Here is a 14,390-nt window from a genome sequence, read left to right on the forward strand (position 1 = left end):
CCCCTGGGGGCGGGGGGGGGGGTTTTTTTTTAAACCACCCCGGCCCTCGGCGCGCGGGCGCGGCGCCGCGACCACGATCGCAAGGCCGACTCCACCTGCCAGCAGATCGATCGCGTCACCGAAGACGGTCGCGGGGGTCTCCCCCACACCCGTCGTCACCTCGGCAACAAATGCGCCGGGCTCGTACCAATCGAGCCCGGCGATTTGCGTTCCATCCGCCGCGAATGCGGCGCTCCAGCCCACCGTCGACGCCTGCACGAGCGGTCGACCCGACTCGACCGCACGCAGGCGCGCCGTCGCGAGCTGCTGCGCGGACTCCTCGCTGTAGCCAAAGTCGGCGTTGTTCGTGGGCGCGAGCAGCACCCCGGCGTCGCCGGCGACGGCCTCACGCACGAGATTATCGTCGACGATGTCGTAGCAGATGAACACGCCGTACCGCGTGCCATCGATGTCAAGCACGTTCGACCGGATGCCGGGCGTGTACTCACGCTGAATCATGCCGATGAGGTCGGGCGCGAGCGCCTCGAAGACCTCGCGGTCGGGCACATACTCGCCGAACGGAATCGGGTGCGCCTTGTCGTACTGCTCCCCCGCCTCGCCGTCGTGCCACACGATCTGCGAGTTGAAGTACTGCGTGTCGGGGTCGTCCCAGTCGCCCGTCATCGTCACGGTGTTCATGAGCACGGGGGCACCCGCGCGCTGCTCGACATAGCTGATCAAGTCTGCCGAATACGAGTTCAGCAGCGGGCTCACGTCGACCGAACCCTCGGGCCAGAGCACGAGGTCGACCTGCCCCGCCTTCTCGAGGGCATCGAGGGTCACCTGGGCGTGCGACTCGAGAATTTCGCCCGGGTCTGACGGGATGAAGTAGCTCGCCCCGGGGGTATCCCCTTGCACCGCGAGGATGCGCACGGTCTCGCCCTGCTGCGTGGGCCAGAGCGGCCACACGAGCAGCGCGGCACCCGCCGCGGCCACGCCGGTGAACTGGGCCGCGCGGCGAAGTATGAACCCGGCCCGCGGGCGCGGCGAGACCTGCGCATCCCGAGGGTGCAGCACGACCTCGATCGTAAACGCGACGAACCAGACAACGAGGAACGCGACGCCGGCGAATCCCACCCACGACACGAGCTCGAGCAGCGGCGAGTTCGACTGCGACTGCGCAATGCGCCCCCAGGCAAAGCCGCCGTACGGCACGTTCGAGGCGAGCGTCTCGCGCAGCGTCCAGAGACTCGCAACCGCCACGGGCAGCGCGCCGAGGGATCGCGTGCGCCCGGGGCGCGTCGGCAGCCGCCGATACGCGATGGCGATGCCGATCGACCCGAGCATCCACCACAGCGCCATGAGCGCCGACAGTGCGGTCCACGGCACCGCGCCGAGGAACAGCGACGTCCAGGCGACGTGCATGAGATAGAACGCGAGCCCGCCGAGAAAGCCGAGGTAGGCCGCAATGCCTGGCCGCTGCCCGCGAATTGCGAGCAGGTTGAGCGCGACGCCAATTGGGGCAGCCCACCACCAGCCGCGTTCCGGAAACGACAGCGTCAGCGCAAACGCGCCCGCCAATATCGCGGCGAGCGCGGCAACAAACGGGAGCGGCTGGGGCGCAGCGGGCCTCACGACTCGTTGCCCGAGTACGCGACGATTCCACGATGGATGAGCTGGCGCGCCTGGTCGGCGTTCGTCGCGATCCTGCCGCCGGCCGCCTTGCCGATCTGGTCGAGCACGTCAAGTACCTGCCGCACCTGTCGCACAAAGTCGCCCGCCGCCAGATCGGTGCGCTCGAGCACTCGATCGAGCGGCACCCCACTCGCCCAGCGATACATTGCCGGCGCGAGCCCCGTCGCGAGTTCCGAAGTGCGCGGCACGCGGTGCAGCTGCTCGAGTTCGTCGAGCTCGACCCAGAGCTCCTGCATCCGCTCGAGCGCGGGGCGAAACTCGCCCTTCGGCATGTGCCCCATCTGCGGGTTCTCTTCTTCTCGTCGCGGCTCGTAGGTCAAGCAGCTCGCAATCGCGGCGAGCTGGGCCGGGTCGAGGCCGAGCCAAACCTCGCGGCGCAGGCACTCGGCGGTGAGCAGGTCGCGCTCGCCGTAGATGCGCTGCAGCATACGCCCGGTGCCGGTCACCTCGAGCTGGTCGCCCTCGCCCGCGCGGAGATAGCCGCGCTGCAGCAGCAGCTCGGTCAGGCGATCAAAGGTCCGGGCAACAGCGCCGGTGCGGTGCTCGATATCGCGCACGAGGCGGTCGGTCTCGCGCTCGAGTCGCCAGTAGCGTTCGGCCCAACGCGCGTGATCCTCGCGCTCGCGGCAGTCGTGGCAGGGGTGGTGCTGGAGTTCCTTGCGCAGCGCATCCAGACGCTTGCGTCGCTCCTCTCGCGCGCCATGGCTGCCGGGGTCGTGTGCGTGAATCTTCTGCTTCTCGACGTCGCTGAGCTGCCGGCGCAGCGCGGAGTACTCGAGGAAATCGCCCTTGTCGCAGCGCATCGCCTCGAGGTAGCCCTCGAGTGCTTCGCGCTGCTGCCGCACGGTGCGCGCGATATCGACCACCGAGCGGTCGGCCTGGAACTGCGCAAACGAGGTCTCGAGCAGCTGCCGCGTGCGGTCACGCCCGAAGCGGTCGAGCAAGTTGACAGTCATGTTGTACGTCGGGCGGAAAGACGAGTTGAGCGGATACGAACGGCGGGATGCGAGGGCCGCGATCGCCTCGGGCTGCACGCCATCGCGCCAGAGCACAACGGCGTGGCCCTCGTGGTCGATGCCGCGGCGACCGGCCCGGCCGGTGAGCTGCGTGTACTCGCCCGGCGTGATCGGCACCCGCGAGACTCCGTTGAACTTTTCGAGCCGTTCGAGCACGACGGTGCGCGCGGGCATGTTGATGCCGAGAGCGAGCGTCTCGGTCGCGAAGACCACCTTCAGCAGGCGGCGCTGGAACAGCTCCTCGACGATTTCCTTCCACGCCGGGAGCAGCCCGGCGTGGTGGGCGGCCACGCCGCGTTCGAGCCCGTCGCGCCACTTCCAGAAACCGAGCACGGCGAGATCCTCGTCGAGCATGTTCCGCGTGCGCTCCTCGACAATCTCGCGAATCTCCTCGCGCTCGGCGCGCGTGTTGAGGTTGATACCCCAACCCGTGACTTGGTTGACCGCGTCATCGCAGCCGGCCCTCGAGAAAATGAAGAAGATCGCCGGCAGCAGCGCGGCATCGTCGAGCATGTTGACGACGGCGCCTCGATCGACGCGCATGTTGCGCGGCCCACGGCCACCCTTGCCTCGCCCGCCGCGCCCCTGCCGTTCCCCCTTCGTCACGCGCACGAGCTCAGGATTGACCTGGTCAGTGATGCGGTCGTTCTTCGTGCGGAAAAGGTCGAACATCCGCGAGCCCACGAGTACGTGTTGGTAGAGCGGCGTGGGCCGCACCTCCGACACGATCACCTCGGTGTCGCCGCGCACGGCCTGCAGCCAGTCGCCGAACTCCTCGGCGTTCGAGACGGTGGCCGAGAGCGAGATCATGCGCACCTCGCTGGGCAGGTGAATGATCACCTCTTCCCACACCGCGCCGCGGAAGCGGTCGGCGAGGTAGTGCACCTCATCCATCACGACAAACGCCAGGTCATCGAGCAGCTCGCTGCCCGCGTAGATCATGTTGCGCAGCACCTCGGTGGTCATCACCACGATGCGGGCGCGCGAGTTGATGTTGACGTCGCCCGTCAGCAGCCCCACTTCGCTCGCGCCGTAGTCGGCCACGAGCTCCTGGAACTTTTGGTTCGACAGCGCCTTGATCGGCGTCGTGTAGAAGATCTTTGCGTTCGGGTCGCGCATTGCGAGAAACACCGCGAACTCGGCGACGACGGTCTTTCCCGCGCCCGTCGGGGCAGCCACGAGCACCGAGCTGCCCCGGTCGAGGGCCTCGCACGCCGAGAGCTGGAAGGCGTCGAGGTCGAACCGCTGCAGGTCACGAAAAAGCTCGAGATTCGGATGCGCGGTTCGCGCAGTTGCGCGGGCGTACCGCTCGGCAGGGCTCGAATCGGTCATGCGTCCAGCGTAGCCGCCGCTTCCGCAGCATCGCGCTTACGACGCCGACGATCGTTCAGGAGCGAAATTCCGACCGCGAGGAAGTAGAGCACCACCATCGGCACCATGAGCAACAGCATCGAGAGCACGTCGGCCGCCGGTGTCGCGATGGCCCCGAACAGGGCACAGATGAGGACGGCAACGCGCCACGCTTTGAGGATGGCGCGACCCTCCAGCACCCCGGCGAAGTTGAGCATGACGAGCAACACCGGCACGACGAACGCGATGCCGACGGCGAGGCACAGCGTGAGCACGAAGGAGTAGTAGGTCTTCGCGTCGTACCAGATCGTGTCCTCGGTCGGCGCGAACGTCGCCATGACCTCGATGATGCGCGGCATGATGATGATGCCGAGCACGACGCCGCCGAGGAACAGCGGGATCGCGGCGCCGAGGAAGCCGAGCACATACTTCCGCTCGCCCTTGCGCAGGCCGGGCATGAGGAACATCCAGGCCTGATAGAGCCACACCGGCGAGGCGATCACGACACCGAGCGTCAACGCCATCTGCAGGCGCAGGTCGAACGCGGTCGTAACGTTGCCGAAGTTGATCGACACTCCGCCGCCGCGCGACTCATTCAGAGCGTCGATCGGCTGGCGCAGCACCTCGAAGGCGGCGTCGGTGAGCAGGAAACCGCCCACCATCGCCACGATGATGGCGACGGCACAGATGAGGAAGCGATTTCGAAACTCAATCAGGTGGTCCGCAAGGCGCATACGGCCCTGCGGATTCACCTTCCGCGAGTACTTCTCCCGCTTCCGCTTTTGTTGTTGCGGAGCGGTCATGGGCTATCTCGGCGAAGCGCCCGTGGTGTCGGTGTCGTCGGTGCGCGGCGCCTGGCTCGTGTTGTCGACCGTGCCGGGCTGTGGGTCAACAGCCGGCGTGTCGGCGCTCTTCGTCTTCGAGTCTTTGACTTCGTCGTTCATCGTGCGTACTTCACCACGGAAGATTCGCATCGACTCGCCCAGGCTGCGGGCGAGTTTCGGCAGGCGGGGCGCGCCGAAGAGCAGCAGGATGATGACGAGGATGATGACCAGGTGCGCTCCGGAGAGGTTCGGCATAGGGGCTATCCCTTCTTGGGGTGGTGAATCAGGTGGGCGTACTGCAGGGGGTCGGCATGGGTCAGTGCGCGGCCGCGTGCAACGCGCGCCTCCCGCCGCTCGAGCGCACGCGCTCGGCGCAGTTCCCGTTGCTGTTCGTGGTGGTCGCGAACTTCGTCGCTGTGCCGGCCGAATGCGATCGGTTGTCGTGCGGCGACCGCCTCTCGTTCGCGCAGTTCGACGGCTTCGTCCGCAAGGCGGGCCGCCTCCTGCTGCACGAGCTCGAGGCGCTCGAGCTCGTGCAAGGCGGCACGCGCCTTCCGGAAGAGCCAAATCGCGCCGACGACAAGCACGGCAATAAGTAGGGCGACGAGCCCTACCCAAATCACTACCCACGACCACCACGGCATAGTCAGCTAGCTTACGTTGTCACCCTGATCGCCCGCGGCAATCAGCGCACCACGAAGCCACTCAGCGACAAGTTCACGAACCTCCGGCGGCCCCGTGACCACGAATCCGCCGGCATGCTCGGCTGCGAGCCGCGCGGCGACTTCGGGGCTACGGAACCGAAGATCCGCGCGAATCCAACCATCGGAGCCGATCTCGGGCACCTTGGCGGTGCCGAAGTAGGGCCTGATCGCGGCGACAGCGCCGGCACGAATCGCGACGCTGACGGTCAGCAACGATTTACCCGTGACCTCCAGCGCACGGTTGCGTTGAGCCGGAGTGTGAGGCGCAGCCGCGGTGTCGAGCACCTCAAGGTCGAAGATGCGGTCGCTGCGGAACCAGCGCAGTGCCTGCCGAAGATGGCAATACGCGTTGAGGTAGATGAGACCGCTGCGCGACTCAAGCCGAAGGGGATCTACCGTGCGTTCCTCGGGTGCCGACGAGGCCTCCCCGCTGTACCGCAACCGCAGCTGCCGACCCGAATCGATTGCCTGGCGGATGAGCTCGAGCTGCGGATCTCGGTTGGCCGGGGCCTCAGTCGTCGTGGCGCCGCGGAGCTTCGCCTGGAGTTCGTCGATGCGGCTTGCCTCGCTGCTCGTCGCGGACTCCCGCAGCACGTCGAGGCCGGTGAGCACGAGGGCGAGTTCGTCCGCGTCGAAGCTCTTCGGGGCACCCTCGACTGGCACATTCGTGAGTTTGACCCAAGGTTCATCCGCCTCGAGTCCGTCCGCATCGAAGTCAAACATGCGGGACGGATCGACCTGGCCGTCGCTGTCGTACAGTTCGAGTGACCAGACGTAGTCGATCACGGCGCGCATGCCCGCTGGTGTCTGCGAGAACGTTGCGGCGAGTTCACCGAGGTCGACACCGTACGGGTGCTTTCGGAGCCAGTCGACGAGCGACGAGATCAGGAGCACGTCGGTGGCTTTCGCGGCCGCGGTCATACTGGTGTCCCCTCATGCAGCTCGAGGGCGCGCTGGAGGCGATCCCGCACGCCCGCTCGAGTCGGCTCCGGTGATTCGACGACGAGCAAGTGGGCGAGCCCGGCAAACTCATCGGTCAGCACGCCGAGGTCCCAGTCGAAGACCTCGAACGAGACCCAGTCGTCTGTGCGGCCGAGCTCGGTGCCGCGCCCGCGCATCCGCGCTTCGGCCTCGGTACCGGCCCGCGCACGGACCCGCACGGGACGCTCGGCGGCGAGCGCGTCGAGCTTCGCCTCGAGCCCGGGCTCGGCGGTGTGGCCGGGGTCGGCCTCGCCCTCGACGCGAATCTCCGAGACGATTCGATTCACGAGATAGGTGCGGTGCGCGTCGCGCTCGACGTCCCAGGCATGCAGCAGCCATCGACCCGACTTCACGATGAGCCGCAGCGGATCCACCGTGCGCGGCCAGGGATCGCGGCTGTCCTGGTTGACGTAGTCGAAGCCGATGCGCTTGCCGCCGGTGATCGCCGAACGAAGCTGCGCGAACACGGGGTGCGTCGACACCTTCGCCGTGGGCTGCGAGGCGGTCGACTCAGCGCCGCTCTCGCCACTCGGCAAGAGCTTGAGGTATCCGCGCCGGGCCCCCTCGTCGAGACTTCGGTCGAGCCAGACCTTCGTCGCCGAGTCGATGAGGAGGGTCTCCTGGGCGTCGAGGCCCACGATGCCGACCGAGGCAGTGCTGCTCTCGAGTTGGAAGCGCCACTCAGCCCGGTTGCCAGGTGACTCCGGCTCGGGCACCGACTCGATCTGAAACCCACTCGCGCGGAGATCGGCGCGATCCCGCTCGAACTTCTTCTCAAGCGCGTCGGTGCGATCACCGCCGTTGCGCTCGAGTTGCGTCCGGTAGTCGGGCACCAGCCCGAACAACTCGTCGCTCGACAGCGGCCGCGTGCTGCTCATCAGGGCAAGGAGCAGGTGAATCTGTCGGGCGTGGTGGGGTTTGAGCGCAGCTGCCATATCTACACCAGGGCAATGATGTCGGCGACGAACACAAGCGTGCTGCCACCGGGAATCGGACCGTATGCTTCGTCACCGTAGCCGAGGTCGGACGGGAACACCGTGACGACGCGCGAGCCCACCTGCTGGCCGACCAGCGCATCCCGGAAACCCGCCACGACCATCGAGGTCGGGAACGCCGGCGGCAGGCCGGTCTCCCAGCTCGTGTCGAACATCGAGCCGTCGCTGAGCAGGTAGCCCGAATACTGCACGATCACCGTGTCGCCGTCAGCGACGGTCTCGCCATCGCCCTGGAGGATAACAGCCGTCTGCTGCTCGCTCGGGTCTTCGGCATCGGTGTTGATGGTGACGTCGGGTTCGCCCTCGCCGTCGGAGACCTCGGCGTAGTCGAACGTCTCGCCGGTCGGCGTGCCGGTGGCGGATGCGCCGGGCGTCACCTTGACCACGTCGGCCACCATGAGGACGGGGTCGCCCGCGTTGCCCTCGCCCGCAACGAGGCCGATGGGCACGGATGCGACGACGCGCGAGCCCGCCTTGACGCCGACGAAGAGCGGTTCGACGAAGGCCGGCAGCTCGGTGTTCGACAGTTGCGTCGCGGGGCCAAGCGAGCCATATGCGCTGAGGGCGTCGCCGTCCTCGGCGTAGTAGCTCCCGACGACGACCACGACGGTGTCGTCGGCCGTGAGCGGCTCGCCGTCGCCCTCGGTCACCACCGTGCGCTGGATGTCGGTCTCGTCGCCGGTGAGCTCGGCCGGTGCGGTGATCGTGACGACTGGCTCCTGACCGGTCTCCCCCGATACCTCGACGCCGTCGAGGCGGTCGCCGCCGTCAACGACCGTCACCTGGGCCGCGGCCGAGCTGCTCGTGGCCGACTCGTTCGGCGTCGATTCGGAGCAGCCGGTGAGGCCGAGCGCGACGACGACCGCGAGCGAGAGAATGCGGGTTGGCCTGCGCATTACTGCGCTGCCGGGGTCGAGCCGAGCACGTCCATGACCACGACGATCGCGTCGCCGCTGCCGACCGGCAGCTGCCCATCGGCGGTGTAGGCCGCGACGGTCGATGCCGGCAGCACGACGACCCGCTGCGAGCCAACCTCGATGCCCTGCAGCTCGGCGGTGGCGCCGAACATGCCGTCGTCGGTGTCGCCGACCGTGGTCTGGAACGGACCCTGGGCGCCCCAGGTCGTGCTGATGGTCGAGCCCGACGTCCACTCGAACGCCGAGAAGTTCATGGTGACCGTGTCACCCGCGGCGAGCTTCGGCCCGTTGCCCTGGATCGTCGTCGCGCTGCGCAGCTCGGTCGGCGCGGCCTCGCTCGGCATGGTCACGCCGGGCGTGCCGTCGGGCGCGGTGACGACGGCAGGGATGCCATTGTGCTGCGGCGCGATGCTGCCGGTGGCCGCCGAGTGGTAGACGCGGCTCACGTGCAGCGTGACCGTCGCCTCCTGCTGCATCTGCGCCTCGGTGAGCTGGGACTGCTCGGGCGAGAAGATCTGCTGCATCTGCATCGTCGCGGTGATCGTTTCGCCGCCCTGCGCACACTGGAGGGCATCCTTGATGCCGACCATGCCGTAGTCGTCGAGGATGCCGACGTTGATGGGCGCGGGATTGCCCTGCGCATCCTGCTGCAGCGAGGTTTCTGGGTAGATCTCGGTGCCGTCGGTCGTCGTGATCGCGAAGGTGAACTCGGCGACGCCGTCACCGTTGATGACGGGGCCGCTTCCGCCGCCCTCGCGCTGCGTCTGCACGGTGTCGGCGGGCTCGCACGCGCTCACGTTCTCGCTGGCCGGAACCTGGGCACAGCCAGCGAGCACGGTGCCGGCAAAGATGGTGACGCCCGCGAGCAGAGAGCGGGTGGGGCGGCGGCGAGCAATCACAGGGAGTCCTGTCCTTCCGTGGCGGTTGTGTCAATTATCTCTTGCGAATCGCGGGCTGCGTGCGCGGCGCCACGCTGGGCGTCGCGGCCGCGCTTGCGAAGCACCTTGTCGCTCACGGTGCGCTCGCCGACGGTCGCCTCGGTCCAGGCCTCGGGGTCGCTCGGTGTCCATGCCTCGCGGTCGGCGTCGGTGCCCGCCACCTTCGAGGTCTTACGCTTCTCGGGCAGCGTCGTGCCCGGGGCAAGCCGGCGTGCGGTGAGGAGGAAGCCGGTGTGCGCCACCATGCGGTGGTCGGGTCGCACGGCCAATCCCTCGACATGCCAGCCGCGCACCATCGTCTCGTCGGCCTCGGGCTCGGTGAAGCCGCCGTGTTCGCGGATCGCCTCCGCGACGCGCGACAACTGCGTCGCGGTCGCGACATAACAGACGAGCACACCGCCCGGGATCATCGCCTCCGCGACCGCGGGCAGGCACTCCCACGGCGCAAGCATGTCGAGGATCACGCGGTCGACGGTGCCGGGCTCGAACTCGCGCGGCAGCGCATCCTGCAGATCGCCGATCGCGATGCGCCAGTTGTCGGGCTCGCCGCCGTAGACGCTGGCGACGTTGCCGCGGGCGACCTCCGCGAACTCCTCGCGACGCTCGAAGCTCACGAGCTCGCCCTGTCCCGCGAGCATCCGGAGCAGCCAGAGCGAGAGCGCACCCGAGCCGACGCCGGCCTCGACGACCTGCGCGCCCGGCCGAATGTCGGCCTTCGCGAGGATCATCGCGGAATCCTTCGGATAGATGATCGCGGCGCCGCGCGGCATCGACATGATCACGTCGGTGAGCAGCGGGCGCAGCGCGAGGTATTCCATGCCGCCGGTCGAGGTGACCACCGAGCCATCGGGAATTCCGATGATCGCGGCGTGGTCGATCGTGCCGTACTGCGAGTGGACCTGTCCGCCCTCGGTGAGCCAGGTGGTCGTCAGGCGACCCTTTGGGTCGGTGAGCTGCACGCGTTCGCCGGCGCGGAAGGGGCCGGACGGGGGCGACTGGATCATTCGGTGGGGACTCCTCGTGTTCGGAAGGTGGTGTAGAGCGCTCGAAGCTGTGGCCAGTTGAGCCCAACGAGGCTCTCGCGCAGGATGTACTCGGGGCTCGGCGGAATGTCGATGCCGTGCGGCACCGCGATGGTGACGCAGTCGGCGGCGAGCGCGCCACGGATGCCGTTCATCGAGTCCTCGATGACAACGCAGTCGGTTACCGCGACGCCAAGTCGTTCGGCCGCGTAATAGAAGGGGTCGGGTTCCGGCTTGCCGGGCCGCACATCCGAGCTCGTGACCGTCAGCGTGAACTCGCAGCCGGGCAGGTGCTTGAGCACCGCATCCGCCAGCGCGCGATTCGAGTTGGTGACGAGCGCGGTCGGCACCCCGTGGCGGTTGAGATCTGCGAGCAGCTCGACGGCGCCCGGTCGCCACTGGATGTTGTCGGTGACGCTGTCGCAGACGTCGGCGAACACCTCGTCGACGATCTCTTCGAAGTCGTCGATGACGCCGAGCGATTGGAAGAGTGTGACGACCTGCTCCGAGGAGGCGCCAACGAGGTCAATTTCTTGTTGGGGGGTCAGTTCCGGTAGACCTCGACGGGTCAACAGCGCCGACTGCGCCCGAATCCAATGCGGTTCGGTGTCGGCAAGCGTGCCATCCATGTCCCAGAGGACGGCTTCGGGTGCGCGCTCGCTCATAGGAGAACATCCTACCGGCGACCGACATCGCAACGTCGTAGGCTAGGTAGAACCCCATTTCCTACGGAGAAACCGCGTGACCTCACAGCTTCCCCTGCCGAACTTCGACTCGAACACCCCCTTTGCAGAGGGCAACACCCTAGTGATTGCGCTGCAGGGCTGGAACGACGCCGGTGAGGCGGCGAGCTCGGCGGCGACGGAACTCCAAGAGCAGCTCAACATCGACCTGCTCGTTGAGCGCTTCGAGTCGGAGGACTTCTTCGACTACAGCGTCGCGCGCCCTCGGGTCGAGTTCGCGGGCGACGGCCGCAAGGTGATCCGCTGGCCGGGCGCGACCCTCGCCGGACCGGTGCGCGGTGGGCGTATCTACACGCTTACTGGCGTCGAACCGAACTTCCGCTGGCGCCGCTACGCGAGCGAGGTCGTAGCTGCGAGCGAGCGCATCGACATTTCGAGCATCGTGCTCGTTGGCGCACTGCTCGCCGACGCACCACACACCCGCGACATCCAGGTGTCGCTGAGCAGCGACGACGAGGGCCCGCAGCACGAGCTCGGCATCGAGGCGTCGTCTTACGAGGGGCCCACGGGAGTCCTTTCGGCCATCGCCGAGGAGGCGCATGGCGCGGGCATCCAAATCGTGTCGATGTGGGCCTCGGTGCCTCACTACGCGCAGACGCCCGAGCTGCCGAACCCGAAGGCGACGCTCTCGCTCGTGAACGAGCTTGCAAAGCTGCTCAAGGTCGACATCAAGTCGGATCACCTGCGCGAGGAAGCCACCACGTGGGAGGAGCGCGTCTCTGAGGCGGTCGAGGCCGATGACGAGCTGCGTGGTTACGTTGAGTATCTCGAGCAGACCCGCGACGTGGTCGACTCGGAGGAGGCGACCGGCGACGCCATCGCCGCCGAGTTTGAGCGCTTTTTGGCCGATGGTCGCAACAATCCCAATCGTGCCGGTGGCCATGCGACGCGCGGCGACACGGGCTCACTGCCCCGCGTTGAGCCCGGCGACTCGAAGAACGGCGGAACCGACGAATCCGGTGCCGAGGGCTCGGACGACGAGGACGACGGCTCGAAGTAGGCCGCGGCGGTTGGCGCAGCGCGCCTGGAACTACCTAGCTTGCGAGTAGGTCGATGCCCAGCAGCGCATCGACCGCAGCGACGACCTCCATGCCAGGTGTCGCCTCCGCGGCCCAGGCGTCAACCGCGGCGATCGCGCCGGCGGTGTCGAGGTCATCGGCGATACGCGCACGCATTTCCGATACGGTTTCGGCACCACCCGAGGTCGCGCGGCCGGCGGCCTCACGCCAGCGCTCGAGGCGCGCCTCGTTCTCGCAGAGCTCGCCCTCGAACCACTCCCAGTCGCTGCGGTAGTGGTGCCCGAGCACGGTGAGCCGCACCGCGGCCGCGTCGCGACCGGCCTGCGTGAGCTTCGAGACGAGCACGAGGTTGCCGAGCGACTTCGACATCTTGGTGCCCTCATACCCGACGAGGCCGGCGTGGGCGAAGTGGCGGGCGAACGGCTCGCCCGTCAGCGCCGTGGCGTGGGCGCAGGTCATTTCGTGGTGCGGGAAACGTAGGTCGCGGCCGCCCGCCTGCACTGTCACCTGGGGACCGAGCTCGCTGGTGGCGATCACGGCGCACTCGACGTGCCAACCCGGGCGACCGGCGCCGACACCAGCATCCCAGCTCGGCTCGCCCTCGCGGTGGGCGCGCCAAAGCAGCGGGTCGAACGGCGAACGCTTGCCGGGGCGATCGGGGTCGCCGCCGAACTCAACGAATGCGCTCGCGAGTTTGTCGGGTGAGAAGTGGCTCATCTCGCCGAGGCCGTACCGACCGGTGGCCTGCACTGCGGCGACGTCGAAGTAGATGTCGTCACCGTCGGCGTCGTTGGTGGGCACGGCGTACCCGAAGCCGTCTGCGACGAGGCGGTCGACCGCCTCCGCAATCTCGTCGACGATGTCCTTGACTCGCACGTACGCGTTCGGCGGAATCACGCGCAGCGCAGCCATGTCGCCCCGGAAGAGGTCGGTTTGCGACTCGGCCAGGTCTTCCCAATCAACGCCGGTCTTCGCCGCCCGCTCGAGCAGCGGATCGTCGACATCGGTGACGTTCTGCGCGTACTCGACCTCGACGCCGGCCTGCGAGAGCGCCCGGATGAGCGTGTCGAACGCGAGATACGTCGCCGCGTGGCCGAGGTGCGTCGCGTCGTAGGGCGTGATGCCGCAGACGTAGAGGCGCACTCGGCCATCCGCATCCGCCTCGAGCGGGAGCACGGCGTCAGCGGCCGTGTCGAACAGCCGAACCGGGGCCGCTTCGCCTTCCAGCTGTGGAACTGCAGGACGCGGCCAAGACTCGATTCGCTTCACCCCGACAGTCTACCGGGGCGCGGCGCGTTAAGCGCTCCCGGCGAGCGGGTCGACGACGCCCGTAATGAGCAGGATGATCAGCAGCGTGCCGAGCGCGATGCGGTAGATCACGAACGGCATGAAGCTGCGGGTCTCGACCCACTTCATCAGGAACTTGATGACTACCCAGCCGACGAGGAACGAGATGACGGTGGCGAGCAGCGTGGCACCCCAGTTGAGCGGTGTGCCGGTGGTTTGGTCTTCAGTGAGCGCGCCAAGTAGCTCATACCCACCCGAGCCGAGCACGGCCGGGATCGCGAGCAGGAATGCGTAGCGTGCGGCCGAGGGACGGTCGTAGCCCATGAGGCGACCCGCAGTAATGGTGCCGCCCGAGCGCGAGACGCCGGGAATCAGCGCGAGCGCCTGGGCGAGACCGTAGAGCAGGCCGTCTTTCCAGTTGAGGTGCTCAAGAGTCTTCGCACGCCGCGAGAGCACGTCGGCGAGACCGAGAATGATGCCGAAGACGATGAGCGAGATCGCGATGATCCAGAGCGAACGGAACTGCGTGCGGATGAGGTCCTGCAGCAGCACACCGAGCAGCACGATGGGCACCGAGCCGATGATGATCAACCAGCCCATGCGCGCGTCGGGGTCGTTGCGCGGCACCTTGCCGGTGAGCGATTGCACCCACTTCGTGATGATGCGCACGATGTCGCGCCAGAAGTAGACGACGACCGCGAGCTCGGTGCCGATCTGGATGATGGCGGTGAAGGTCGCCCCCGGGTCGTCCATGCCCATCGCGAGCCCCGCAACGCGGATGTGCGCGCTCGAGGAGATCGGCAGAAACTCAGTGAGCCCCTGCACGATGGCGAGAACGATCGCCTCCAACCAGCCCATGTGCGTTGATCCTTTCGGTCGCCTAATGCCAGCCGTTGATCTTACGCCCAGGCTCCCCGAGA

General features: G+C 67.6%; 14 protein-coding genes. 2 read left to right on the top strand and 12 right to left on the bottom strand.

The window, feature by feature from the left end:
• The 4 genes from lnt to tatA form a co-directional block, all read right to left on the bottom strand.
• Window positions 1-1,614: apolipoprotein N-acyltransferase (gene lnt / locus QM019_RS03960; RefSeq protein ID WP_282851957.1), on the bottom strand; the 1,614-nt coding region annotated here is incomplete at its 3' end.
• Window positions 1,611-4,022 carry a DEAD/DEAH box helicase gene (locus QM019_RS03965; RefSeq protein ID WP_282851958.1) on the bottom strand — a complete coding sequence of 804 codons (2,412 nt, stop codon included), beginning with the start codon at window positions 4,020-4,022 and terminating at the stop codon, window positions 1,611-1,613. The genes QM019_RS03965 and lnt, both read right to left, overlap by 4 nt.
• Window positions 4,019-4,774 (bottom strand): twin-arginine translocase subunit TatC, encoded by a 756-nt coding sequence (gene tatC / locus QM019_RS03970; protein ID WP_282851959.1) that lies wholly within the window; start codon window positions 4,772-4,774, stop codon window positions 4,019-4,021. The genes QM019_RS03965 and tatC overlap by 4 nt, the downstream gene beginning before the upstream one ends.
• A 72-nt stretch (window positions 4,775-4,846) precedes the next feature.
• Entirely contained in the window at window positions 4,847-5,119 is a 273-nt protein-coding gene (gene tatA / locus QM019_RS03975; RefSeq protein WP_282851960.1) for a Sec-independent protein translocase subunit TatA, read from the bottom strand.
• Between the two features lie 20 nt (window positions 5,120-5,139).
• Between tatA and QM019_RS03980 the strand changes: the two genes are divergently transcribed.
• Window positions 5,140-5,463, top strand: a complete 324-nt coding sequence (locus QM019_RS03980; RefSeq protein ID WP_282851961.1) for a hypothetical protein — start codon at window positions 5,140-5,142, stop codon at window positions 5,461-5,463.
• A gap of 51 nt (window positions 5,464-5,514) precedes the next feature.
• On the opposite strand, the gene QM019_RS03985 is transcribed toward QM019_RS03980, so the two are convergent.
• The 6 genes from QM019_RS03985 to QM019_RS04010 are packed head-to-tail and all read right to left on the bottom strand — an operon-like array spanning window position 5,515 to window position 11,086.
• Window positions 5,515-6,489, bottom strand: coding sequence for a helix-turn-helix transcriptional regulator (locus QM019_RS03985; RefSeq protein ID WP_282851962.1), 975 nt, complete (start codon window positions 6,487-6,489; stop codon window positions 5,515-5,517).
• Entirely contained in the window at window positions 6,486-7,484 is a 999-nt protein-coding gene (locus tag QM019_RS03990; protein WP_282824366.1) for a helix-turn-helix transcriptional regulator, read from the bottom strand. The genes QM019_RS03985 and QM019_RS03990 overlap by 4 nt, the downstream gene beginning before the upstream one ends.
• 2 nt (window positions 7,485-7,486) lie before the next feature.
• A complete protein-coding gene (locus tag QM019_RS03995; protein ID WP_282824368.1) occupies window positions 7,487-8,440 on the bottom strand; it encodes an FKBP-type peptidyl-prolyl cis-trans isomerase in 954 nt (317 codons plus the stop codon).
• Window positions 8,440-9,360: an FKBP-type peptidyl-prolyl cis-trans isomerase gene (locus tag QM019_RS04000; protein WP_282851963.1), complete on the bottom strand. Its 921-nt coding sequence runs from the start codon at window positions 9,358-9,360 to the stop codon at window positions 8,440-8,442. Before QM019_RS04000 ends, QM019_RS03995 begins: the two co-directional genes overlap by 1 nt.
• Window positions 9,357-10,403: a tRNA (adenine-N1)-methyltransferase gene (locus tag QM019_RS04005; protein WP_282851964.1), complete on the bottom strand. Its 1,047-nt coding sequence runs from the start codon at window positions 10,401-10,403 to the stop codon at window positions 9,357-9,359. Before QM019_RS04005 ends, QM019_RS04000 begins: the two co-directional genes overlap by 4 nt.
• On the bottom strand, window positions 10,400-11,086 hold the full coding sequence (locus tag QM019_RS04010; RefSeq protein WP_282851965.1) for an HAD family hydrolase: 687 nt from the start codon (window positions 11,084-11,086) through the stop codon (window positions 10,400-10,402). Before QM019_RS04010 ends, QM019_RS04005 begins: the two co-directional genes overlap by 4 nt.
• 76 nt (window positions 11,087-11,162) lie before the next feature.
• On the opposite strand from QM019_RS04010, the gene QM019_RS04015 reads away from it, so the two are divergent.
• Window positions 11,163-12,164, top strand: coding sequence for a proteasome assembly chaperone family protein (locus QM019_RS04015; protein ID WP_282851966.1), 1,002 nt, complete (start codon window positions 11,163-11,165; stop codon window positions 12,162-12,164).
• Window positions 12,165-12,198: 34 nt separating this feature from the next.
• On the opposite strand, the gene mshC is transcribed toward QM019_RS04015, so the two are convergent.
• A complete protein-coding gene (gene mshC, locus QM019_RS04020; protein ID WP_193127848.1) occupies window positions 12,199-13,443 on the bottom strand; it encodes a cysteine--1-D-myo-inosityl 2-amino-2-deoxy-alpha-D-glucopyranoside ligase in 1,245 nt (414 codons plus the stop codon).
• 36 nt (window positions 13,444-13,479) lie between these two features.
• Window positions 13,480-14,328 carry an undecaprenyl-diphosphate phosphatase gene (locus QM019_RS04025; RefSeq protein WP_125105946.1) on the bottom strand — a complete coding sequence of 283 codons (849 nt, stop codon included), beginning with the start codon at window positions 14,326-14,328 and terminating at the stop codon, window positions 13,480-13,482.
• Window positions 14,329-14,390: the final 62 nt, after the last annotated feature.

Origin of the sequence: Gulosibacter sediminis, assembly GCF_030011715.1 — a bacterium.
Lineage (GTDB): Bacteria > Actinomycetota > Actinomycetes > Actinomycetales > Microbacteriaceae > Gulosibacter > Gulosibacter sediminis.